We start from the raw sequence: 23796 nt of genomic DNA, 5'->3' as shown, positions 1-23796 counted from the left end.
ATGAAAATCAGAAGCATTATCATAGGCTCGCTTGCAGTTCTGTCGCTGACAGGCTGCAAGAGCCTCTACGGAAAATATGAGCGTCCGGACGTGAAGACGGCGGGGCTGTTCCGCGACAGCGTGTCGTTGACCGACACGCTTGCCGTCCGCGACACGTCGAGCTTTGCCAATCTGCCTTGGCGTGAGGTGTTCACCGACCCGCAGCTGCAAGTGCTTATCCGGAAAGCGCTGGACAATAATACCAACCTGCTGAACGCCGCCCTCAACGTGGACATTGCCGAAGCACAGCTTAAAGCCGCCAGGCTGGCCTTTCTGCCTCAGTTCGCCTTCACCCCGCAGGGAACCATTACGCGGTTCAATAGCGCCACGACCAAGTCGTACACGCTGCCGGTGAATGCCAGCTGGAACGTATCGCTCTTCGGTGGCCTCACCGCCTCGAAACGCTCGGCACAGATGGCCCTGCTCCAAATGAAGGATTATCAGGTGAGTGTACAGACCTCGCTCGTGTCGAGCGTAGCCAACCTCTACTACTCACTGCTCATGCTCGACCGGCAGGTAGAGCTGGTGAACGACATGGAGAAGCTCACCAAGGACACGTGGGACATCATGCAGAAACGCTTTGATGCCAACGTGGGCTATCGCTCCACGTCGGTGCAGGCGGCCGAGTCCAACTACTATAGTGTGCTGACACAGAAGGCCGATCTCATGCGGCAGGTGCGTGAAGCAGAGAACTCTTTGAGTCTGCTTTTGACCGAACCGGCCCAGGCAATAGCCCGTGGAAAGCTGGCCGATCAGCGTCTGCCCGAGAGCTTCTCCACCGGCGTGGGCCTCCAGTTGCTGCGCAACCGGGCCGACGTGCACGCCAATGAGATGGCCCTGGCCCAGTGTTTCTATGCTGTGGAAAAGGCGCGCAGCAACTTCTATCCCAACATCACCATTTCGGGAACGGGCGGTTACAGCAACGGGTCGGGCATGGTGAATCCGGCCAAGCTGCTGCTCTCGGCAGTGGGTTCGCTCACGCAACCCATCTTTATGAACGGTCAGTTGACGGCCGCCCTGCGTGTGGCCAAGGATCAGTATCAGCAGGCTTACAACACCTGGCAGAACAGTATCTTGACCGCCGGCTCGGAGGTGAGCAACGCTCTTGTGCTCTACAACGCTTCGGCCGAGAAGAGCGCCATTGAGGCCAAACAGATAGCCGTGTTGAAAAAGAATGTAGACGATACCCGCGCCCTGATGGACAATGCCGGCAGCTCTTATCTGGAAGTCATCACGGCACAGAGCAACCTGCTCAACGTGCAGCTCTCACAGGTGCGCGACGACTTCTCCAAGATGCAGGCAGTAGTGAATCTCTACCAGGCCCTGGGCGGGGGATCGAAGTAGCATTTCGTATTTCATAATTCAAAATTCACAATTCGTTATGGCAAGTGAAATTAGTGAAAAGGCCGTGATCTCTCCGAAGGCCAAGATCGGAAACGGCTGCAAGATATTCCCTTTTGTCTATATTGAGGACGAAGTGGAGATTGGCGACAACTGCATTATCTTCCCGTTCGTGAGCATTCTTAACGGTACGAAGATGGGCAATGACAACAAAGTGCACCAGGGTACCGTGCTTGGCGCGCTGCCGCAAGACTTTGCCTTTGTCGGTGAGCGCACGGAACTGATTATCGGTGACAACAACATCATTCGTGAAAATGTGGTCATCAACCGTGCCACCCACGCCGGAGGGCAGACCGTGATAGGCAACGACAACTTCCTGATGGAGGGTGCACACATCAGCCATGACACCAAAGTTGGCGACCGCAACGTCTTCGGCTATGGCACAAAGATAGCCGGAGACTGCGAGATTGGCAATGGCATTATCTTCTCTTCGTCGGTCATCGAGAATGCTTGCACGCGTGTGGGCGACTTGGCTATGATTCAGGCGGGTACCACTTTCTCCAAGGATGTGCCGCCTTATATCATTGCCGGCGGCACGCCTGTGGGCTATGCCGGCCCCAACAACACCATGATGGATGTGGTTCATGTGGATGCCAAGGTGCAAAAACACGTGGCCAATGCCTACCGTCTGGTGTTCCACGGGCAGAATAGCGTGTTTGACGCCGTGTTTCAAGTGAACGAACAGGTGCCCGACGGCCCGGAGATTCGCAACATCGTGAACTTTATCAATGCCACCAAGAAAGGCATTATCGGTAAAATGTAGTTTCATACCTATACATTTTTACATTGTATGAGGGGAGGGCTGACCGTGAGGTCGGCCCTCCCTGTTGGTATGAGGCAGGGTGTTGAGGCGTGGCTGGAGCCGGAAGCGGCGGCGGGGCGTGGATGGGCTGGCCGTTTGCAGACGGGCAAACGATGCCGGGCTTAGAAACTGTAAGTGGCCGATACGAAGAATTCGTGCGTGAACCGTCGGGACGGCATGTCGCTTTTCAGCTGCATATCGTCGAAGAAAACATGGCGTCGGCCGGTATAGGGGTCTTGATTGGAGAGGGTGTAGCCGATGGCAAAAAGGCCAAGTCCGGTGCCCAGCATGACGGACGACCTGACGCGCCAGGCTGTCGTCTGCCCGCCTCGGTTCCTTGCCCGTTGCGTCTCCTCCAGCAAATGCCGCCCGTCTTCGTATGTTCGGGCATAGATGAACGACTCGTTGGCGAGGAAGTTGACAAGCAGTCCCGGTTCGCATTGATAGAACAGATGCAGCCGCTCGCTTCGTCCAAAGCTGATGTCCGGGGTGCGCAACACGGGCCCCACGACAAGCTGAATCAGTTCCAGCTTGCTGTCGTCGTCTTTCAGATGGTAGGATATTCCCGACCGACTGCTCGCGTCGGTACTGGGTGTCACGTCGTCGAGCCAGTGCTGAAAGGAGAGACCGCCCGACACACCGACGTATGGACAGAAGAACCGTGCGTAGCTGCATTCCGTCCCGTAGGCGGGATCGGAGCCATAGGCAAAGAGCGAAGCAGAGATGGTGACGGTGTTGCGGCGGGTGCGGAAGTCACTGTCGGACTCCTGTGCATGGGCTCCGCCGGCAAGCAGGACAAGCGAGACCGCGAAGAGAAAACCTTTCATGGGATGTTGATTTTTGTGTTGTGGCATTGCCGTACAGGCTTTCAGTACAGCCCTTGGGGGAATTTACGACGGGCTATTCTTCGACAATGGTGCAACCGGGCTGCAGCTGCCGATAACGGAAACACTGCTTGTGGTGGTCGTTGATGAGGCCGATGGCCTGAAGATGACTGTAGATAATGGTGGAGCCCACGAACTTGAAGCCACGCCGTTTCAGGTCATTGGCCACGCGGTCGGACAGGTCGTTGCGGGTCGTCCATTCGTTCTGATGGCTGGGATAAATGAGCGAACGCCCCTGGGTGAAACTCCAGATGTAACGGTCGAAAGAGCCAAACTCGTCGGCTACCTGCCGGAAAGCCCGTGCGTTGGCCATCATGGCCTCAATCTTGCGGCGCGAGCGAATCATCCCTTCGGTTTGCAAAATACGCTCCACGTCGGTCTCGTCGAACCGGGCCACGGCCGCCGCATCGAACCCGGCAAAGCACCGACGGAACACCTCGCGCCGCTCCAGCATCATCTGCCATGAGAGCCCGCACGACATGGCTTCCATCAGAAGGAACATGAAATGCGTGCGCTCGTCGTGCACGGGCGTGCCCCATTCCGTGTCGTGGTAGTGTTCCGAGAGGGCGTTGTGCCGACACCAGCTGCACTTCACCGGATATTGCAGATGGCGCATGGCGTGTCCTCCCCAGGCGTTTTCTCCCTTGAGTCGGAAGCCGATACGGCGGTAGAGCTCCTCGGCCTTGGGGTTTCCCTGGTCCACGAGCAAGCCCACGGGCTGCCTGTCGCCGTGGCGGTCGATGGCGGCACGCAGCAAGCGCGTGGCGATGCCCTGATGACGGAAGTCCGTGTGCACGGCCAGCGAGTCGATATAGAACTCGCCCGCCTGGGTCTCGTCGGCCATCCCGCGGAGGTCGCGCCCCAAAAACCGGTCGGCGGCTTGGTAGAACGCTTCGCGCAGCCGGTGCAGTTCCCTGCCGTCGTAGCCCACGCAGATTCCTGCCAGCCGGCCTCGGCCGGTCACGGCAACGAGCGTATTGCGGTAAGAATACTGGCTGTCTTCGCGTTCCACAAGGTGGGTCAACATCCGGTGGAAGTCGTCCAGCGTGCGGTTGGGGCCGGCAAAGTGGCGGCAACAGTCGTGGTTCATGGCCAGCATGATGAGTGTAGCTATCTCGGCAGCCTGTTCTTGGCGGGCAGGTTGTATGTTGATTTTGGGCATTGGTGATGGTGTTGGGAGGGTGAATGATAAGGATGCGGATGCTGAAAAAGGGGCCGAAGCGGTTACTCCTGCCGGATGACAGCTTGGGCCAGTGGTTGCATCCGTTGATAATAAGCCCGTTCGTCGGCCTCGCTCACGGGCTCGTAGTCGGCCAGGATGCGGCTGATGCGGTCCACGTCGGCCGGGATGGGCTGCTGGGCTTTCTGCCGGGCGGCCATGCTCTTGCGTATCTCGAAAGCAGCCCGCTTGGGTTCCGGGTGTTGCAGCAGCAGGGCCAGGCGGTAGCGGTTGCCCATGTTGTAGGCCTCTCGGGGCTGTCGGGCGATGGCTTGGCAGAGCAGGGCCACCTTGATGCGCGGCTCGTCGACCAGCCCGGCCAGCTCTGCATAGAGATAGCTGTCGTCGTAACGCTGCAACAGCCGCTTGTAGAGCGCAATGGCCTGAGCTTTCAACTTCACCCGTGTATAGAGCTGGGCCAGGTGTCGCAGGTTGTCCTTGTTGCTGGGATTCATCTGCAGAGCCTTGCGAAAGAACGGCATCACAGCCTTGATGTAAGTGTCGCTGCGGTCGCCGATGCCCGCCATCAGGCGGTTGGTAATGCGCTGGCCCAGCGACGGCACCACGCGTCCGTCGTGCCGCATGCCGCTCCAGTCGCTGTCGGCCAGCCGCATGGCGTGGGGCACGAAATAGGCCAGGTTGAAGCCGGCAATCACCTTGTCGAGGGCCAGTGCATGGTGAATGATGGTCTTGTTGGCCGTAAGGTCATTGTCGGTCATCTGTCCGTAGGCCTGCGTCATGCGGTAGAGCAGTCGCCGCGCATCGTTGGTGCGGCCCGCCCGCATGGCTTGCTCGAACAGTTTGCTGTCGTTCCAGAATGCAGTTGTCTCCATAGGCGTGTCCTCAATAGGAAGCCGTGCAGGGTATGCCGGCGGCCGTCACGCGGCCGCAGATGCGGTCGAGTTCTTCGCGGCTGGCCTTGCGCAGCTGTCGGTCGGGCGTTTCGCGGTCGATGGTATAAATCATCACACGCTCGGGCCCAATGCTTTTCACAGCTTCCAGCCACGGCAACACATAGCGGTCGGCCGTGTTGTCGGTGCCGTCTCCTTTCATGAACATGGTCTGGATGATGACGTGCCCGCGAAACCATTTCATGTCTTCGATGACGCGTTCCACGCTGTACGAGGGCTGCGTGGGCCGGTCCACCTTGCGGATATAGTCGGCATCCACGGTGTCCAGTTTCAGAATATTGTTGTCCACTTTCATCAGCGCCTCGCGCACTTTGGGCCGTCCGATGAACGTGGAATTGCTCAGCACGCTGATCTTGGCTTCGGTACACCACAGGTCGCGCAGCCTGACGGTGTCGTCGATGATCTCGGCAAAGTGAGGGTTGGCGGTGGGTTCTCCGTTGCCCGCAAAGGTCAGCACGTCGGGCTGCCGGCCCGCCTCGTGCATGCGGATGAGCTGTTGTTCCAAGGCCTTGGCCACCTCTTCGCGGCCGGGGTAGGGCGAGTGGGTGCGGTGATCGCCGTTGAAACCACATTCGCAATACAGGCAGTCGAAGGTGCAAATCTTGCCGTCTGCCGGCATCAGGTTGATGCCAAGGCTCAAGCCCAGACGGCGACTGTGCACGGGGCCATAGATGGGACTGGGATAGATAATGGTACTCATGTCTCGTGAACTTGGAACGACGGGCAAAGATACAGAATATTTAGGAAACCCGTGGACAACCTGCTGATTATTTGGTTAATGCACGTTAAAGGCTCGTTTTATTCTTATTAAATTGCTACTTTTGTGCCAAATTTGCATGGTTATCGCCAATTCGGAAATGGGAAAGAAACGCAAAACGGCCGGCAGACGCTCGGGCTTGCAGGCCGTCACTCTTTGTATCAGCACGGCTTTGGTGCTTATTTTGTTGGGGCTGATTGTATTCTCGACGCTCGCCGGACGCAATTTGTCATCCTATGTCAAGGAGAATCTCGTGGTCACCATGATGTTGGAGCAGGATATGGCCGACACCGAGGCGCAGACCATGTGCCGCAGCCTGGCCGCGCGCCCCTATATCAAGGACATCCATTTCATCAGCAAGCATGCCGCTCTGGCCGAAGCCACCAAGGTGATGGGTACCAATCCGGCCGAGTTTACCGATGGCGTGAACCCCTTTCCCTCGTCGATAGAGCTCACGTTGCAGAGCGATTACGCCAACAATGACTCATTGAAATGGATCTCGCAAGAGCTGAAAAAATACCCCAAGGTCTCCGAAATCAACTATCAAAAAGACTTGGTCGATGCCGTGAACCGCAACTTGGCCAAGATAGGCATTGCCATGCTGGTGCTGGCAGTGCTGCTTACTTTTGTCTCGTTCTCGCTCATCAACAACACCGTTCGCCTGGGCATCTATGCCCGTCGGTTCTCCATTCACACCATGAAACTGGTGGGCGCCTCATGGGGATTCATCCGTCGGCCTTTCATTCGCAGGGCTGTCGTGACGGGGCTGCTGGCCGCCGTGCTGGCCAATCTGGTGCTGGCCGGCTGTGTCTATGCCCTGTATTGCTACGAGCCCGAGATACTCACGGTGGTCACTTGGCGCGAGATGGCCGTCACCGGAGCCGCTGTGGTGCTGCTGGGCATCCTCATCACGGCCCTGTGTGCAGGCATTTCCGTCAACCGTTTTCTCAAGATGAAGGCCGGCGAGCTCTATAAGATTTAGAGGCCGCCGCGCCGCACGCGTCGTTCGCATCCTATTACATTTTACGATTATACTTCAATGGACAGAAGAAACTTAGCATTGGGCCGCACCAACTTCATCCTGTTGGCCATCGGCTTTGCAATTGTAGTCATCGGGTTTGTCCTGATGAGTGGCGGGGGCTCTACCGAGCAGGCGTTCGACCCCGAAGTTTTCAGCGCACGGCGCATCAAGGTGGCTCCTGTGGTCTGCTTCGTGGGGTTTGTCTCCATGATCTATGCCGTGATTCACAAGCCAAAGGACAGTGACGCCGCCGCGCCGCTGCAGAATGAGGCCCCTGCCGACGAGTTGCATCAGGAACAAAAGTAAGCCCGCAGCCCATGGATTTGTTACAGACGATTATTATCGCCATTGTCGAGGGGCTCACCGAGTTCCTGCCGGTGTCGTCCACCGGCCACATGATTATCACGCAAAACCTGCTGGGCGTGCAGGCGGGCGACCCGTTTGTCCACGCCTTCACGTTCATCATTCAGTTTGGAGCCATCCTTTCGGTGGTGTGCCTCTACTGGAGGCACTTCTTCCAGATGCGCAACCGCGAGGAGCTGGCCGCCAAGGCCCGCTTCTACAAGCTGCTCATCGTGGGTGTGCTGCCGGCTGTGGTCGTCGGTCTGGCCGCCAAGAAGAGCGGCTTGCTCGACTGGCTGCTCGACTCCGTGCACGTGGTGGCCGTCACGCTGGTGCTTGGCGGCGTGTTCATGCTCTTCTGCGACCGCATCTTCAACAAGGGCAGCGAGCGCAACGAGGTGACTCCACGCCGTGCGTTTCTCATTGGCTGCTTCCAGTGTCTGTCGGTCATCCCCGGCGTAAGCCGCAGCATGTCCACCATCGTGGGCGGCATGCAGCAGAAGCTCACCCGCAGGAACGCGGCCGAATTTTCCTTTTTTCTTGCCGTGCCCACCATGGCCGGCGCCACGCTGCTCGACCTTCTCGACATGTTCGGAGAGGACACAGCCTGGGCCACTCCGCACAACATCACGATGCTGGCAGTGGGCTGTATGGTGGCGTTTGTCGTGGCCATGCTGGCCATGAAGTGGTTCGTGGGCTTCATCGGCAAGTACGGATTCAAGGCTTTCGGCTGGTACCGCATCATCGTGGGCGGCGTCATCCTGGCCATGCTGCTGGCCGGCCAGTCGCTGGTCATGGTGGACTAACAGGCTGACGGAGAGCAAGATGGATTTCGTTCAGGGAGAGATTATCGCCATCGACAAGCCCTTTCGCATGTCGAGTTTCAGGGCTTTGGCCCATGTGCGCTACCTGCTCTCACGCAAGCTGGGCCGCAAGGTCAAGGTGGGCCATGCCGGCACGCTCGACCCGCTGGCCACGGGCGTGCTGATTCTCTGCACCGGAAAGTGCACCAAGCAGATAGAACGGCTGCAGGCTCACACCAAGGAGTACACGGCTACCCTGCAGCTCGGCGCCACGACCGACAGCTACGACCGCGAGCACAGCGTGAACCACACCTACCCCTGGCGCCACATCACACGCGAGATGGTGCTCGACACGCTCGCCCGTTTCGAGGGCGACGTGGAGCAGGTGCCGCCCACCTACAGCGCCTGCAAGGTGGACGGCCGCCGGGCCTACCACCTGCGCCGCTCGGGCGAGGCCGTGGAACTCAAGCCCAAGACCGTGCGCATCGACCGTGTGGAGCTCACCCGCTTCGACCCCGCCACGGCCCAAATGTCCATCCGCGTGGTCTGCGGCAAGGGCACATACATCCGTGCCCTGGCCCGCGACATCGGCCGCGCACTGGGCAGCGGCGCCTTTCTCACCGAGCTGCGGCGCACCCGCGTGGGCGACTTCAGGGTGGACGACAGCATCGGTTTCGACCATTTCGAGCAGTGGCTGGAGGCGCAGCCGCTCCAAACCGCACAACCATAGCAATCCCGTTTCCGGGCCGCCGCGGGCTGCCGGAAAGACAGAAAAAAGACATATATGAAGTTATCACAATTCAAATTCAAGCTGCCCGAGAGCCAGGTGGCCCTCTATCCGCACAGCTTCGAGCGCGAGTTCACCAACGACGACGGCACCAAGGGCTCTTTCCGGGTGACGCGTCGCGACGAGGCGCGCCTCATGGTGCTCCACCGCACCACGGGCGAGATAGAGCTTTTCCACAAGGATGCCAAGGGCAATCCCGTGGAGGGGCAGTATCTCGACTTCCGCAACGTGCTCGACTATTTCGACGAAGGCGATACCTTTATACTCAACGACACCAAGGTGTTTCCCGCTCGCCTCTACGGCACCAAGGAGAAGACCGACGCCAAAATCGAGGTGTTCATCCTGCGCGAACTCAACGAAGAGACCCACCTCTGGGACGTGCTCGTGGAGCCGGCCCGCAAGATTCGCATCGGCAACAAGCTGTTTTTCGACGAGGTGGGCACGATGGTGGCCGAGGTGTACGACAACACCACGAGCCGCGGCCGCTCGCTCCGCTTTCTCTACGACTGCCCGCACGAGCAGTTCAAGCGCGACCTCTTCGCCTTGGGCGAGGCTCCGCTGCCCGCCTATATCCTCAACGGCCGCCCCGAAGACCCCAAGATGAGCGGCATGCACGTGCGCTCCCACGCCACGGCCGAGGACATGGAGAACTTCCAGTGCGTCTTCGCCCGCAACGAGGGAGCCGTCACAGCCCCGGCCACGGGCCTGCACTTCAGCCGCGAACTGCTCAAGCGCATGGAGATAAAAGGCATCAATGCCGCTTTCATCACATTGCATTGCGGCCTCGGAAACTTCACGCCCATTGAGGTGGAAGACCTGACGAAGCACAAGATGGATTCCGAGCAGATGATGATTGGCCGGGAGGCTTGCGACCTGGTGAACCGCACCAAGCGCGCCGGCCGCCACGTATGCGCCGTGGGAACGAGCGTGGTCAAGGCCACCGAGACGGCCGTGGGCACCGACGGACTGCTCAAGGAGTATGACGGATGGACCAGCAAATTCATCTTCCCGCCCTACGATTTCGGGCTGGCCGACACGATGATCGCCAACTTCTACCACCCCGAATCCACGCTCATGATGTCGACGGCGGCCTTCGGCGGCTACGACAACGTGATGCGTTGCTATGACCTGGCCGTGAAGCACGGCTACATGTTCGGCTGCTTCGGCGACAGTCTGCTCATCGTGGACTGATGGGTTTGCACCGCGTCTACTTCAGTCTCGGCACCAATATGGGCGACCGGGAAGCCAACATTGCCAACGCCTTGTCACTGCTCGCCCGCGAGGTGGGGGCCGTGACAAGGCGTTCGTCGCTGTACGAGACCGAGCCGTGGGGCTTCGCCTCGTCGCATTTGTTCATCAATGCCTGCGCCCTTTGCGAGACGGCGCTCTCGCCGCGCCGCGTGCTGCAGGCCACGCAGCAGATAGAGCGCCGGCTGGGACGGCGCGAGAAATCGGTGGGCGGGGTCTATCACGACCGCATTATCGACATCGACATCCTGCTCTACGACCGCCTCCATCTCTTGGAGCCCGGCCTCCAGATTCCCCATCCCCACATGCGTGAGCGCGATTTTGTGATGCAGCCCCTGCGCGAAATTCTGGGCGACTACCCACTCTGATTCCCGCCTCCGCGACTCTGCCGCAGCACGTGCACCGCCGGCGGCTCTTGCGTCGGCGGTGTAGCCGCGTTGCGTTTGCGGCGTGGCGGCCTTGCGATTGCGGCGTTTTTGCGCTGCGTTTGCGGTGTGGTCGCATGGCGTTTGCACCGCCATCGCGCGGCGTCTGCCGCCCATGGTGCGGCCGTTGCCTTGCCGGCCCTGCGGCGGCCCCTGCCCTCTGAAAACAAGAAACCCCGGTTGTCGCACGATGGACAGCCGGGGTTTTTGTCTTGATGAAAGGGGCGGGCCGCCTCCAAGAGGAGCCCGTGCCGCGAAGAGGAACTACTTGCGCAGGCCCAATGCCTTGATGATGGCACGGTAACGGCTGATGTCGCGATCCTTCAGATAGTTGAGCAGGGCGCGGCGCTTGCCTACCAGACGTGTCAGCGAGCGGGTGGTCACGAAGTCCTTGTGGTTGGCCTTCACGTGCTCGGTCAGGTGTGCAATGCGATAGGTGAACAGTGCAATCTGGCTCTCTGCAGAGCCCGTGTCGGTGTTTGCCTTGCCATACTGGCCGAAGATTTCCTCTTTCTTCTCTTTGTCTAAGTACATGTTGTTGTAATGATTAATGTTGTTGCATCATCACATCTCTCTGCCGCCGTCCGCCTTAATCACAACGGTAGGGCGACATCGAATGCGTCGGTGTTTCCGAAAATGCGGTGCAAAGTTACTAAAAAGATTTGGCCCGGCAGCCTTTTCTCCAATCTTTTTTTGTAATTTTGCACGCAATTACAGACATCAGAAGATTAGCTAATTAAGGTAAAGGCAATGCAAGACATTCGTAACATCGCAGTTATTGCGCACGTTGACCACGGAAAGACGACACTGGTTGACAAGATGATGCTCGCCGGCAAACTGTTCCGTGACGGCCAGGATAACAGCGGCGAGGTGCTCGACTCCAATGATTTGGAGCGCGAGCGGGGGATAACCATCCTCTCCAAGAACGTATCTATCAACTGGAAAGACGTTAAAATCAATATTCTCGACACGCCCGGCCACTCCGATTTCGGCGGCGAAGTGGAGCGTGTGCTCAATATGGCCGACGGCTGTCTGCTGCTGGTCGACGCCTTTGAAGGCCCTATGCCGCAGACGCGCTTCGTGCTTCAGAAGGCCTTGCAGATAGGATTGAAGCCCATTGTGGTGGTGAACAAGGTGGACAAACCCAACTGCCGGCCCGAGCAGGTGTACGAAATGGTGTTCGATTTGATGTGCGACCTGAACGCCACCGAGGACCAACTCGACTTCCCCGTGGTGTACGGCTCGGCCAAAAATGGCTGGATGAGCGAGGACTTCAGGGTTCAGACCGACAACATCGACTACCTGCTCGACCGCATCATCGAGGATATTCCCGGCCCGAAACACATCGAGGGCACGCCCCAGATGCTCATCACCTCGCTCGATTACAGCAACTATACCGGCCGCATTGCCGTGGGACGGGTGCACCGTGGCGAGCTGCGCGACGGCATGAACATCACCATTTGCCACCGCGACGGCAGCAAGGAGAAGACCAAAATCAAGGAGCTACACACCTTTGAAGGTATCGGACACAAGCGCACCGACGCCGTGGCGAGCGGCGACATCTGTGCCGTGGTGGGTCTGGAACGGTTTGAAATAGGCGATACCATCGCCGACTTCGAGAACCCCGAGCCCCTGCCCCCCATCGCCGTGGACGAGCCAACGATGAGCATGCTCTTCACCATCAACGACTCTCCGTTCTTTGGCAAGGAGGGCAAGTTCTGCACTTCGCGCCAGATTGGAGACCGGCTGAAGAGCGAACTCGAGAAGAACCTGGCCCTGCGTGTGGCCAACGTGGAGGACTCCACCGACAAATGGATTGTGAGCGGACGCGGCGTGCTGCACCTTTCGGTGCTCATCGAGACCATGCGCCGCGAGGGATTCGAGCTGCAGGTGGGCCAGCCGCAGGTGATCTACAAGGAAATTGACGGCGTGAAGTGCGAGCCTATCGAGGAGCTCGACATCAATGTGCCGCAGGATTATTCCAGCAAAATGGTGGACATGGTGACGCGCCGCAAGGGCGAGCTCACGGGCATGGACACCGAGGGCGACCGGGTGAACATCACGTTCGACATCCCCTCGCGCGGCATCATCGGCCTGCGCACCAACGTGCTCACGGCCAGCCAGGGCGAGGCTATCATGGCCCACCGCTACAAGGAGTACCAGCCCTACAAGGGAGAAATAGTGCGACGCACCAACGGTTCGATGATTGCGTTGGAGAATGGCACGGCCTACGCCTATTCGATAGACAAGTTGCAGGAGCGCGGCAAGTTCTTCATCGACCCGGGCGAAGAGGTCTACGGCGGCGAGGTCATCGGCGAGCACGTGCACGACAACGACTTGGTGGTGAACGTCACCAAGGCCAAGCAGCTCACCAACGTGCGTGCCTCGGGCTCGGACGAGAAGGCCCGCGTGATTCCCAAGACCGTGATGAGCCTGGAGGAATGCCTGGAATATATCAAGGAAGACGAGTATGTGGAGGTGACTCCCAAGAGCATGCGCATGCGCAAGGTGGTGCTCGACCATCTGGAGCGCAAGCGGCAGAACAAAGAATAAACTGCCCGTTGCCCGCCCGCCGGGGTGCGGGCGGCAGACAGTGAAGACGGAATCCTCCGAAAGAACGCTACCCGCGTCTTTCGGAGGATTCTGTTTTCGGCCAGTCGGCAGGCTTCATGCCGAACTGTTTCTGGAAGCATTTGGAGAAGTAGGAGGCGCTGTTGAACCCCACCATGAAGCACACTTCGTTGACGCGATAGCGGTTCTCGCCCAGCAGTTGGGCGGCCCGCCGCAGCCGCACCACCTGGATAAGCTCGTTGGGGGTGGCGTCGGTGAGGCTCTTGATTTTGGCAAACAGGCCCGACCGGCTGATGTTCAGCCGCTCGGCCAGAAACGGCACACAGAGGCCGGGATTGGTCATATTGTCCTCGATGAGTGCGTTCACGCGGTTGAGAAAGTCGTTGTCGACCGGTGTCTTGGCCATGTGCGAGATGGGCTCCGAGGGGGTGTTGGCAAACTTGCGCATGAGCCTGCGCCGCATTTCGATGAGGTTTCCGATGCAGGCCTCCAGATATTTGGTGGAGAACGGCTTCTCGATATAGGCGTCGGCTCCGCAGTGCATGCTCTCCGTCTTGCTCTCGTTGTCGGTCTTGGCCGTGAGCATGATGAAGGCGATATGGCTGGTTTCGCGGTTGGCCCGCACACGGCGGCAGAACTCCGCCCCGTCCATGCGCGGCATCATCCAGTCGCTCACGATGAGCGTTACCTGGTGGTTCGTGAGCAGTTCCAGCGCGGCTTGTCCGTCCTCGGCGGTGAGCACTTGGTAGGTGTGGGCGAAAGTGGCTGCCAGAAAGTGGCGCATGTCTTCGTCGTCTTCCACGATGAGCACCGTGGGCCGGTCGTCCGACGGGGGTGGGGGAGTGGGCAGGGAGGTGGTGTCGGCAGGGGCGGGTGCCGGGGTGTCGGCCACGGCCGCGAGTGGTTGCGGCTCTTCGCCAATCACGTCGTCGGGCTGGCTGATGGGCAGCGTCACGGTGAACGTGGAGCCCTGTCCGAGCGTGGACGCCACCGAGACGTGGCCGTGGTGCAGCTGTGCCAGCTCTTTCACGATGCTCAGGCCGATGCCTGTGCCCGGTTTGTTGTCGTGGGCTTGATAGAAAGCCTCGAACACGCGGGCCTGGTCTTGGGGTGCAATGCCCATGCCGTCGTCGCTCACGCTGATGGAGAAAGCCGGCCGGCCGTCGGCCTGGCAGCCGTCGGGCCGGCAGTTCAGCTCCACGCGGGAGCGTGTGTACTTCAGGGCATTGTTCATTAGATTGCTAATGATCTTGGTGACGGCTTCGCGGTCGACAACGGCTGTAAAGTCGTCGGGCGGATAGATGGCCGTGAGTTTGACGCCCCGTTGCTCCATCGAGGGATTGAAGCGCACCGCCACACCCTGCATGATGCTGCGTATATTCTCCGGCTGGGGCCGCAGCTGCATGGACTGTCGCTGCACTTTGTTGAAGTCGAGCAGCTGGTTCACCAGGTCGAGCAGCCGCCGCGCATTGCGGTCGATGACCTGCAGCGTGTGCCCCGTGTGGTCGTTGCCCGCGTTGCGGCTCATGTCCTGCCACTCCTCCTTGAGCCGTTCCAGGGGGCCGATGATAAGGGTGATGGGGGTGCGTATCTCGTGGGCAATCATGGTGAAGAAGTGCAGCCGTGCGTCGCGAATCTTCATTTCGTTTTTCTCGCGCAGCCGGTTCAGTTCGTCCTGATGCCGTCGTTCCGATCGCCGCAGCCGCCAGTAGAGGTAACGGTTGATGAGGGCCCCGATGAGGAGCAGGTAGAGAATGCGGGCGGGCCACGACCAGTAGAAGGGTGGGTGCACCACCACGCGCAGCCGCGCCTCACGGCTGCACCACACGCCATCGTTGTTGGTAGCCCTCACGCGGAAAGTGTAAGAGCCGGCCGGCAGGTTGGTGTAGGTGGCATGATGGCGGCCGCCCGCATAGAGCCAGTTGTCGTCGAAGCCCTCCAGTTTGTAGGCATATCGGTTCTTTTCGGGCGAGCAATAGCTGAGCGAGGAGAAGTCGAAGCCCACCATGTCGTCGGAGGCCGAGAGGTCGATGTGGTCTATTTGGCTGATGGGCTCGGGCAGCTTTTCGCTGCCTGTGCTCACGGGTTGGTTGAAAAGGCTGAGGCCCGTGATGAACACCGGCGGCGCGATGGTGTTGGTGTGAAGCTGTTCCGGGCGGAAAGCGCAGCAGCCGCGGGTGGAGCCAAAGAGGATGCGCCCGTCTGCAAGACGCGTGCCCGAGTTGGCCTGGAACTGGCCTCCGGGCAGGCCGTCGTACTTGTTGAAGACGAGTGCGTCGGCTCCCGGCCGCCAGCGCACGATGCCGCCGGCCGTGGAGAGCCACAGGTCGTTGCCGTCGGGCACGATGCAACGGATGTTGGAGTGCGTGCCGTCGAGCCTAATCTGGCGGAATTTGCCCGTCTGGAGCTGGAGTGCGCAGAGCCCGTCGGCTGTGGCAATGAAGAGCTGGCGGCCGATGAGTCGCAGACAGTTGATGTCGGCCGAGAGGAGCGAAGAGGGCTCACGGGTGGGCAGATAGTGGTGCCACCGGCGGGTGGCGGGCCGGTAGCTCCACAGCCCGTTGCCCTGTGTGGCAAACCAGAGCGTGCCGTTTCGGCGGTCTTCTTCGATGTCCATGGTCAAGGCTCCCAGGCTGCGCACGAGCCTGAAAGCATCGCTTTGCGCGTCGTATCGGTAGATGCCCTCCATGGTGGCAGCCCACAATTGGTGGCGCATATCCATGTGGAGGGCATAGCAGCTGCCCGGCGAGGCGGAGAGGCGGTAGAGTTTGAGCGTGCCGGTGCGTGTGTCCAGCCGGACGATGCCCTTGCTGTACGTGCCCACCCAGAGCTGGTCGCCGTCGGGCCATAGGGCGTGCACGTTGTAGCGCGAGAGTTGCTGCTCGCCGGGATAGCTTATAAAAGTGTTGCCCACCAGGCAGTTGAGTCCGCCGTCGTCGGTGGCCACCCATACACGGTGACGGGCATCTTCGCGGAAGCGGCCCACGATGTTGCCGCGCAGCGAGCCCGGCATGCCGGTGTTACGAAAGGTGAGAAAGCGGTGGGCCACGGGCGAGAGATAGTTCACGCCGCCGTAGAACGTGCCCCACCAGATGCCTCCCTCGGCATCGCGCATGATGGAATAGACAAACTTTTCCTGGGGCGTGGATTCGCGGTTGCTGGACAGTCGTTGCAACTCCCACTGCCCATTGCGGGGGTTGCAGGCCACAACACCCTCTTCGCAACCGATGAGCAGTCGGTCGGCCGACTGCTCGAACAGCGTGTGGACGTGGGTGCCTACCCCTGCGAGCGACGGGTTGAGAATCTGGCGCAGACTGCCGTTGGAGGAGAGTTGCCAGAGTCCCTGGTCCCAGGTTCCGATGTAGAGACCGCCGTCTGAGGCAGGGCGCAGGGCCATGCCCGGCAGTGAGGGGCCGGCATGCTTGCCGTCCATGGTTTTGCTTTCGGCGTGAGGCAGACCGAGCTGCTGGGGCTCGAAGCGGTTGCGGGCCTTGTTCAGCCGAAGCAGGGTGCCGGCCCCGGGGTGGGTGGTGGTGCGCAGGAGTGCCCACACCTGGCGGTTGCCGTCTATGGCGATGTCGCCCGGCATGCCGCCCAACAGGCGGGTAGGGTAATGGCGGATGGCCCGTGTGTTCGCATCGTAACAGGCTATGCCGGCGTCGGGCATCACCATCCAGATGTAGCGGTCGGCATCAATGGCAAAGCGAGTGACCGTTTGCCGGAGGCTGGTGGCAAGGGGAGTGAAGCGTTCTGTGCGGTAGCTGTACACCATCGGGCCCCGCACCGTGCCGACGAGGATGCCGTCGCCGAGGCGGCAAAGGGCAGAGATGTATTGGTCGGTTCCCGCATGGGGCAGACGGAAAGTCTGGATGGCGGTGCCGTCGTAGCGACAGAGTCCGGCATCGGTGCCCAGCCAGATAAAGCCGTATTTGTCCTGCAGGATGTTGCGCACGGCATCCGAGGGTAGACCGTCCTCCATGGACAGGTTGCGGCATTCGGTATGCAGTTCGGCACGAATGGTCAGGGCAAGGACAGCCAGGCAGGGCAAGAGCAGTCCCCGTAATCGTATTTTCATGGCATCGGGCATTGGCAAAAGTGATTTGACCATGCAAAAATACGAAAACGGGGACAACTGTGCAACGATTCCGCCGCTTTATTCAGGTTGAATGATGGCCGTGTGTCGATAATTCATCTTGAAAGGTCTTTCCTGTGAAAGATCTTTCTTCTGTTCTGACATCAAGGGAGATGCTGTGATGATAAATGTTGTTCCCGTAGGCCCTACGGGCGACTTTTGTCTTAATATGGCCAACAAGTGCCCAGACTTAAATGCTTTCTGCGGCACGGCGTATACGGTTGCTTAAGTCGAAAAGTGATCCTCGGAGATGCTCTATCTCCTCTTCGTTGAAACCACCTGTACCACCATTGCCGTCGATTCCATTCAATTTGTGATAGAACCATGACGATGACTTGTGGAAATACTTGTTGGCAAAATCCATCCATGACACTGACAGATTGATGTCTGCCAAACGCTGCTTCATATCGCTAACTACTACCGGTTTTCTAATAATTGTTTCCATTTCTGTTTTCCTTTCCATTTTTGTAGCCCACTCCTTCCTTTGAGAGTAGGCGATGTTTTATAGTCAATAGGGTTGACGGAGCATGGAGTAGAACTTCTCTATAATGATTTCGAGCAATTTAGGATAACCGTTAGGATAGGAACGGTTGTAATTTCTCATCTGCTCAATCAGGTCTCTTTCTTCGGCAGTAACCCTCATTGTTTCCATTTCCTTGTTTTATAATCTGTTGTTTTATTAAGACAAAGCAAAGATACTACATTATTTTGTATTATGTAGATTCTTACCATAATATTTCGAGACAGACAGTGTTTTTAACATTTCTTTTTTCTCTATGATATGGAAAGGAGTCTTTGCGATTGTAGTGACGGCCCCTTTGTTTTTATCTATACGGCCGGCCGGGTATCCGAGCACTACGGAGGATTTGGGGCAGGAAGCCAATCTCAAGATACCATTACAGGGAGCAGGGATATGTCGGTACAGGGATTTTCAACCGTACAGGTCGAACTAAGAAATAGGGCATGTCACAAAGAGTGACACGCCCTATAGCCTTTTATAGTATAGAATGTGAATTATATTCTATAGCTGATCCGAAATTATTTGATGACTTTTTTACCGTTCTGGATGTAAACCTGACCCTTGACAGGATGCTTGATTTCCATACCTTGGAGGTTGTAGATCTTGCCAGTCTTGTCACTCTTGGCCTTGATGTCGTTGATGCCAGTGTAGGTCTTGGAATCCATTACGGTAACATTGAATACATATTGCTTTTCGTTAACCTCGAAGCAGAATGTTGTGGTAATGCTGAAAGTACCCTCGATGGTACTGTTGGAATAGGTGACGAAGCCCTTGTCTGTGTATGAGATTCCCAAGGCTCCATTGCCGCCAGCATCGTAATTGCCATCCATTCCGAAAGTGTAGCCACTTGAGAGAGAGACGTTGGTGTTGGTAAATATGCCGGAAAGAAGCTGAACCTTGAAATAACCGTTATCTTCATTTACCAAGTCCTCAACTGTTACGCCAAGAGCTGCGGCTGCCTTTGTCAAGTCAATGTTGATGGGTGTGTCGTCTTCGCCTATGGATGCCTTGTAGTTTTCTGTGCCTACGGTCTCGGCAGACTTGATTTCACTTACAAACTGGATGTTGAAATCAATCTTGATCATCTTGTAAGTGTCATCGTTTACAAGGTACAGACTTGCAGTGAAAGTGTCGCCTGCCTTGTTGACGCCCGGAACCTGATAAACTGCAAAGTCACCGGTCTTCAAGCCGTTTGCGTCACTCTGAAGCCAACAGATGCCTACAGGGCATTCGGCGTTTCCGCTCCAGTTGTGCCCTTGTCCTTCTTTGCCGAGCCATACGCCAGGGGTAGGACTGCAGGGATATACGGAAAAAGGAGCGTAGAGTTTGCCGTCTACTTTCAGGCTGTCTGCCAAGTCGCAGTACAATGTTGGGGACGATGTGCCGAGCAACTCCTCACACTCTGCGGTTGTGAGCGTGAAAGCGGTCTGGTTGTTATCTGCTATATAAGTATCACCTGCAATGACTTGCTTGGCCACTTTCTTGGTGGAGACAACCTCCCATGTGTCGTGAGTGGCTTGCTGCTTCTCTACGACATTGCACTTGAGCGTGATGGTGTAGTACTTGTCGCCAGCTACGTAATAAACCTTGGCTGTATAGCTGTTGCCTGCTTTCTGGTGTAAACCGGCAAAAAGCCCCACGCCGATAACGCTCGGATCGCCGGTTGTCTTGTATGTTACGAAGAAAGGACTGCTGTTGGCATCTTTCCATGTAGTTTTATAACTCTCTGCACTCATCCAATAGCCATAGGTACCGGCATCTGTACTGCCTGGGTAGAAAGTGTCTTCGTCCTTGGCCACCTTGAACTGGATAGAGGAATTGTCTGTGATGCCGAGGGCTGTCTTGATAGGCTCGAGGTCGATTTCCTTGTAAACGACACCGTAGTCGCCTGTGAACTGGTTGAACTCGAGTTCTATGTCAAGGTTTCCAGTGTTGGTGTAGTCTGAAATGTTGGAAACAGCAGCAGCCTCGCACTTGATGTTATAGTTCACAAGGTAGTACTTGTCACCATATAAAATATAAATAGGTGCAGTGAGGTCGTCGCCAGCTTTCAGTACGCCAGGATACTGGCCGATGTCGCAAGTGATGGAGTCACCGTCGAAAGCGAAGCTCTGAATGTATACTTTGTCATTGCTGCCGTAGGCGGCTGAACCTAAGATGGGAGATTCTTCGCCCTGCTTTTCCTCCCCCTGTGCATATATGGTCTGGCGATACCAGAAACCGGGGGCCGTTGCTGTGGATTTATTGGTCAACGTGTCATCGGCAATACCACTATTGTGAGTATCATATTCGATGGTATAAATCAACTTGGAGACATCCATGGTCTTGAACTTTTCCAAGTCTATACCTAACTTAGATGCAATTTCCGCAGCATCAATCTTTACCTTGGAGGCGGTATAGCCATCAATGTCTTTACGTTTTACCTCTATGGTTGTCTCACCCGTTTTGGCCATCTTCTCTGTGAACTCAGAGCGGAGAACAGTTGCCGGGTCTGGCACTGCTGCAGGTTCCAGAATCTTGTAGATAACATCGAATGTGGCAGTCTTGTTGCCGTAGGTCAATGCAAATGTGTTAGATAAGCTCTCGCCGCCTTTCAGCGAGTCAGGGAACTGGCACAATGCGATTTTGAAAGCATCCTCATTGGCATCCCAGTCTGATCCGACATGGTAAACGGCGCCAGCTCCCCATGCTTGTAGAGTTCCGTCCTTGCCAAGCCACAAACCGTTGAAGTTTCCGTTGTAACCGGATGCGTCTGTTGGTGCATAAGCATCAGCCACTTTTACTTGGAACATGGCATCACCTGATGCTGTCACCCCTTCGGCGGTGTTGGCTGCATACCATGTCTTCAAGGCATTGACCAATGTGGCTGTGTCGGTATTCAGGGTTTCTGCGACTTTTGTCAAGCTGAAATTGGCATAGACTTCGGTATAAGCCTTGTTGGGATACTGCTCTACAGTCTGGCTGTACTGCGCGTTTGCCGACAAGCCCAATAGACTTGCCACGGCCGTCAGCATGAATTGTCTGACATTTTGGGTAATAGTTTTCATCATAAAATATAAATATGTTAGTTATTAGTCGAGATTGAACTCATGCTGCAGAAGACTTGAGATCAACGTTTGTTATGATAGCCTTTCTTAATGGCACCACAAATCTATATAAAAAAAGAAGAAACACATGAGAAAATCGTCTTAAAAATAGGAATTTGGATGATTTTTCTATCAAATTAGACTATTCTCTTATTTTAAAATTATAGTTGGAGATATGTATTAGTAAATGGAATATTTTGCGATTATATAATTTGCGCGTTCCTAAAAAAGGTCTTAATTTTACGAACAAAACAAAACCTAAAGCTTTAATGTATGATGAGACCAAAGAATCTTTTGCAAAATTCTGCAAATCGGCTATTGGGACTTGCCATGTCTTTTTTCGCAGTGAGTGCGATGGGGGCATGTGTGGAAATAACCGATAAGGTGTGGAAAATGGGAGCTTCTGTGCAATCGGAATCCAATCCTGTCAGTTTGATCAATGACGGCAACGCCAATACCAACGCTCCATATTGGAGCACACTCCATGGTGAAGATTTTTACGGTACTTACGAATATGTGGAATTGCAGTGGGAGACAAACTGTGTCCTGGACAAGATTCAGGTGTACTGGGCTACCGAAGACGGAGACATCAATCTTCCTACTGACGCATATATCGCTTACTGGAACGGCAAGAGGTGGGTAAAGTCTGTGGGTATAGATGGTATCAACAGGCGTGGTGTCTCGAATACCATGTTGAATTTTACGTCCAACAGAGTTAGGATTTACATGAAAGGCGACAAGGGGTGCGGCATCCGTGAGGTGAATGTTTACGGTGAGGTGACTGCCGGTTGCATTGCTGCGAAACTGTCTGCTCCGTCATCTGCCATACCTTATTATATAGGCAAGCCTGTGACGCTTATGCCTTCGGTGGTGTTGCCGGATGGCGTAACGGAAGAAGGCAGATGGGAATGGATGCTGCCTGACGGCACCGTTGCCAACACTCCGAGCGTTGTTGCCGACGGGCTCGGAAAGTACACCGTGACCTATGAGCGTGAGTGCGGTCGGCAGACTTCGCTGACCTATACCTTGTATGATCCGTTGGTTTCCTACGAATGGCCAGCCTACTCTCCGACATTGAGTTACGACTATCGCAGTGAATATCCTGCGCTCAAGGCACCTACTAAGTTCTTGCCGGAGAACAATAACCAAAAAGGATATATGGCTGATGGCTGGTGGGCTGTCGCTTGGGGAGACAAAACAAGCAAATACGTCACGGAGACGGCAAAGAAGAACCTCCTTGCAAAGATGAATGAGGATTTCGCCTATTTCCGTGACGAGATGGGCTGGCCACCCGACAAGCGTGCCCGCAATGGCTATTACAGTACAGTATATGTGTATGGAAGCGGACTTTACAGTGACCCTGCTGATTCTACGGCTCGTGGAGGGTGGCAAGGGGCTACATGGTATGATGGTGGAAGTTGGCCGATGGTGAACATCAGCTATTACCCGATAGCTTGTTTTGATCCAGCTTTTACTTATGACAAGTATTATGGGAGTTCCGTGACAGACCAGACGTTTCAACAGAACGCCTGTGTACATGAAGGCATACATGCCATTTTTGCCGACCTTGAGGGATGCAAACAGTCTGCTTGGTACCAAGAAGCGGGTAACACATGGCTTCAGGCCGAGGCTGAGGTCAGGAAAACAGGAACCATCCCCACGAGTATGGGTTACTTGAGTGCAGGAAACATGATAGCTCCGTTCATGCCGATAGGATGCTACTCGGGTTGGTTGCTCGACGATTCTTTTGGAGGACCAAGTGCCGAAGGTGTCAATATGTATAACGGAAGTCAGCAGGTTTGTACTTGGCGCAACCTTTTGGGAGGTGTGCAGTATGGTGAGCTTTTCCCGCATTTCGTGAGTGAGATCCTCGGCAAGGGAAGCATTCCATGGATTTGGCGTTATTGCAAGAGTAGGGTTCTCGAGGGAATGGCCGACTCGCTTGGCGAGAATCAGATGCGCCATCTTATCTTGGAATATCGTGCAAGGCAAGCCATGCTTGATGTCGGTGTGTGGGCTAATGCATGTCTCAAACTGCTCAACGACAACTGGTTGGTAAACATCAAGCAGGAATGGGCGCCTTATTGGAAAAGTGTGAAAGTGTGGCAGGCTACTCCTTATGCCAATATGTACAAGTGTAACGAGACAGACAGCGTAGGGTGGTATTATCCGGAATATCGCACAACGCCGGGATGGAGTGGGGCCAACCAGATTCCTTTACATGTGGAGGGCAAGAAAGGCAACACAGTCAGTATCCATTTCAAGCCATTGGACTCCAATATGGTCTGCATGTTGTGCTATCGTTCAAAGAGAGGAAAGAGATACTATTCCCAGCCAGTGGAGGGAGAAGGGGATGTGGTCATGACCTTGCAGGAGCAGCCGGCTAACGACGTGGTGATAGCTGTAGTATGCAATACAGATTATATATATGTGAACGATGAGACCAGAAAGCACCATTTCGATTACCGCCTGAAGATGGGAGAAAATGTATATCAGCCTGCCAAGGCGCAGATGAAGTGGTATGCTTACAACAGCAGTCTGACCGATCCTACTTTCAAAAAGTCTACGGGAATAGACAACATTGTTGCCAACGAAGCAACGAAGTTTGAATTGGTATTGGATAAAACCGTGGTTAGTCCCGGTGATAACATTCCACTCAGCATCAAGGCAGCAGGAAGATATCAGATACCTGTAGTGATGTATTCTGTTGCCGGCAAGGCAATCTATTCACAGAGTTTCATGCGCGATGGCGACTACCATGTGCCTTGCAATATCTCTAAGGGCGTGTATGTTCTCCGAGCATCCAATGGGCATAGCAGTTCGGCCGTGAAGATACTCGTAGAGTAAC

General features: G+C 56.2%; 19 protein-coding genes. 10 read left to right on the top strand and 9 right to left on the bottom strand.

The features are described 5' to 3' along the window. Window positions 1-1383 carry an efflux transporter outer membrane subunit gene (locus tag L888_RS0104610; protein WP_390182556.1) on the top strand — a complete coding sequence of 461 codons (1383 nt, stop codon included), beginning with the start codon at window positions 1-3 and terminating at the stop codon, window positions 1381-1383. A 37-nt stretch (window positions 1384-1420) separates the two neighbouring features. Further along, complete coding sequence (gene lpxA / locus L888_RS0104605; RefSeq protein WP_027952028.1) at window positions 1421-2203, top strand: acyl-ACP--UDP-N-acetylglucosamine O-acyltransferase; 783 nt, start codon at window positions 1421-1423, stop codon at window positions 2201-2203. 161 nt (window positions 2204-2364) lie between these two features. Here the strand turns inward: lpxA and L888_RS0104600 are convergent, their stop codons facing one another. The 4 genes from L888_RS0104600 to L888_RS0104585 form a co-directional block, all read right to left on the bottom strand. Beyond that, complete coding sequence (locus tag L888_RS0104600; protein WP_027952027.1) at window positions 2365-3069, bottom strand: hypothetical protein; 705 nt, start codon at window positions 3067-3069, stop codon at window positions 2365-2367. Between the two features lie 73 nt (window positions 3070-3142). Further along, a complete protein-coding gene (locus L888_RS15015) occupies window positions 3143-4288 on the bottom strand; it encodes a GNAT family N-acetyltransferase (RefSeq protein ID WP_027952026.1) in 1146 nt (381 codons plus the stop codon). A gap of 62 nt (window positions 4289-4350) precedes the next feature. Next, the gene (locus L888_RS0104590) at window positions 4351-5178 is read right to left on the bottom strand and encodes a DUF7017 domain-containing protein (RefSeq protein ID WP_027952025.1); all 828 of its coding nucleotides are present in this window, start codon (window positions 5176-5178) and stop codon (window positions 4351-4353) included. Between the two features lie 10 nt (window positions 5179-5188). Next, window positions 5189-5956, bottom strand: a complete 768-nt coding sequence (locus L888_RS0104585; protein WP_005846017.1) for a radical SAM protein — start codon at window positions 5954-5956, stop codon at window positions 5189-5191. Window positions 5957-6113: 157 nt separating this feature from the next. Here L888_RS0104585 and L888_RS0104580 point away from each other — a divergent pair, with 157 nt between their 5' ends. From L888_RS0104580 to folK, 6 genes are read left to right on the top strand one after another with little or no spacing between them, the layout of a single operon-like run. Next, on the top strand, window positions 6114-6995 hold the full coding sequence (locus L888_RS0104580) for a cell division protein FtsX (protein WP_027952024.1): 882 nt from the start codon (window positions 6114-6116) through the stop codon (window positions 6993-6995). A gap of 57 nt (window positions 6996-7052) precedes the next feature. Next, window positions 7053-7340, top strand: a complete 288-nt coding sequence (locus L888_RS0104575) for a DUF3098 domain-containing protein (protein WP_005846019.1) — start codon at window positions 7053-7055, stop codon at window positions 7338-7340. A gap of 11 nt (window positions 7341-7351) precedes the next feature. Further along, window positions 7352-8182: an undecaprenyl-diphosphate phosphatase gene (locus tag L888_RS0104570; protein ID WP_027952023.1), complete on the top strand. Its 831-nt coding sequence runs from the start codon at window positions 7352-7354 to the stop codon at window positions 8180-8182. Between the two features lie 19 nt (window positions 8183-8201). Further along, window positions 8202-8909, top strand: a complete 708-nt coding sequence (gene truB, locus L888_RS0104565) for a tRNA pseudouridine(55) synthase TruB (protein ID WP_005846022.1) — start codon at window positions 8202-8204, stop codon at window positions 8907-8909. A 54-nt stretch (window positions 8910-8963) separates the two neighbouring features. Beyond that, window positions 8964-10157: a tRNA preQ1(34) S-adenosylmethionine ribosyltransferase-isomerase QueA gene (queA, locus tag L888_RS0104560; RefSeq protein ID WP_005846024.1), complete on the top strand. Its 1194-nt coding sequence runs from the start codon at window positions 8964-8966 to the stop codon at window positions 10155-10157. Next, entirely contained in the window at window positions 10157-10582 is a 426-nt protein-coding gene (gene folK / locus L888_RS0104555) for a 2-amino-4-hydroxy-6-hydroxymethyldihydropteridine diphosphokinase (RefSeq protein WP_005846026.1), read from the top strand. Before queA ends, folK begins: the two co-directional genes overlap by 1 nt. Before the next feature lie 321 nt (window positions 10583-10903). Here folK and rpsO read toward each other — a convergent pair whose 3' ends face one another. Continuing rightward, complete coding sequence (rpsO, locus tag L888_RS0104550; protein WP_005846028.1) at window positions 10904-11173, bottom strand: 30S ribosomal protein S15; 270 nt, start codon at window positions 11171-11173, stop codon at window positions 10904-10906. Between the two features lie 216 nt (window positions 11174-11389). On the opposite strand from rpsO, the gene typA reads away from it, so the two are divergent. Beyond that, the gene (gene typA, locus L888_RS0104545) at window positions 11390-13192 is read left to right on the top strand and encodes a translational GTPase TypA (protein WP_005846029.1); all 1803 of its coding nucleotides are present in this window, start codon (window positions 11390-11392) and stop codon (window positions 13190-13192) included. A 67-nt stretch (window positions 13193-13259) separates the two neighbouring features. Here typA and L888_RS0104540 read toward each other — a convergent pair whose 3' ends face one another. The 4 genes from L888_RS0104540 to L888_RS0104525 form a co-directional block, all read right to left on the bottom strand. Further along, the gene (locus tag L888_RS0104540; protein WP_027952022.1) at window positions 13260-17285 is read right to left on the bottom strand and encodes a hybrid sensor histidine kinase/response regulator transcription factor; all 4026 of its coding nucleotides are present in this window, start codon (window positions 17283-17285) and stop codon (window positions 13260-13262) included. Window positions 17286-17532: 247 nt separating this feature from the next. Beyond that, entirely contained in the window at window positions 17533-17787 is a 255-nt protein-coding gene (locus L888_RS0104535; RefSeq protein ID WP_015310577.1) for a DUF5053 domain-containing protein, read from the bottom strand. 63 nt (window positions 17788-17850) lie between these two features. Then, window positions 17851-17994: a hypothetical protein gene (locus tag L888_RS14425; protein WP_154648468.1), complete on the bottom strand. Its 144-nt coding sequence runs from the start codon at window positions 17992-17994 to the stop codon at window positions 17851-17853. A 386-nt stretch (window positions 17995-18380) separates the two neighbouring features. Further along, window positions 18381-20912: a DUF4859 domain-containing protein gene (locus tag L888_RS0104525; RefSeq protein ID WP_027952020.1), complete on the bottom strand. Its 2532-nt coding sequence runs from the start codon at window positions 20910-20912 to the stop codon at window positions 18381-18383. 309 nt (window positions 20913-21221) lie between these two features. Here L888_RS0104525 and L888_RS0104520 point away from each other — a divergent pair, with 309 nt between their 5' ends. After that, the gene (locus L888_RS0104520; protein WP_027952019.1) at window positions 21222-23795 is read left to right on the top strand and encodes a hypothetical protein; all 2574 of its coding nucleotides are present in this window, start codon (window positions 21222-21224) and stop codon (window positions 23793-23795) included. Window position 23796: the final 1 nt, after the last annotated feature.

It is taken from the genome of Hallella seregens ATCC 51272 (genome assembly GCF_000518545.1).
GTDB classification, from domain to species: Bacteria; Bacteroidota; Bacteroidia; order Bacteroidales; family Bacteroidaceae; genus Prevotella; species Prevotella seregens.
The sequence above is the reverse complement of the archived record's forward strand: the minus strand, read 5'-3'. Positions and strand labels throughout refer to the sequence as shown.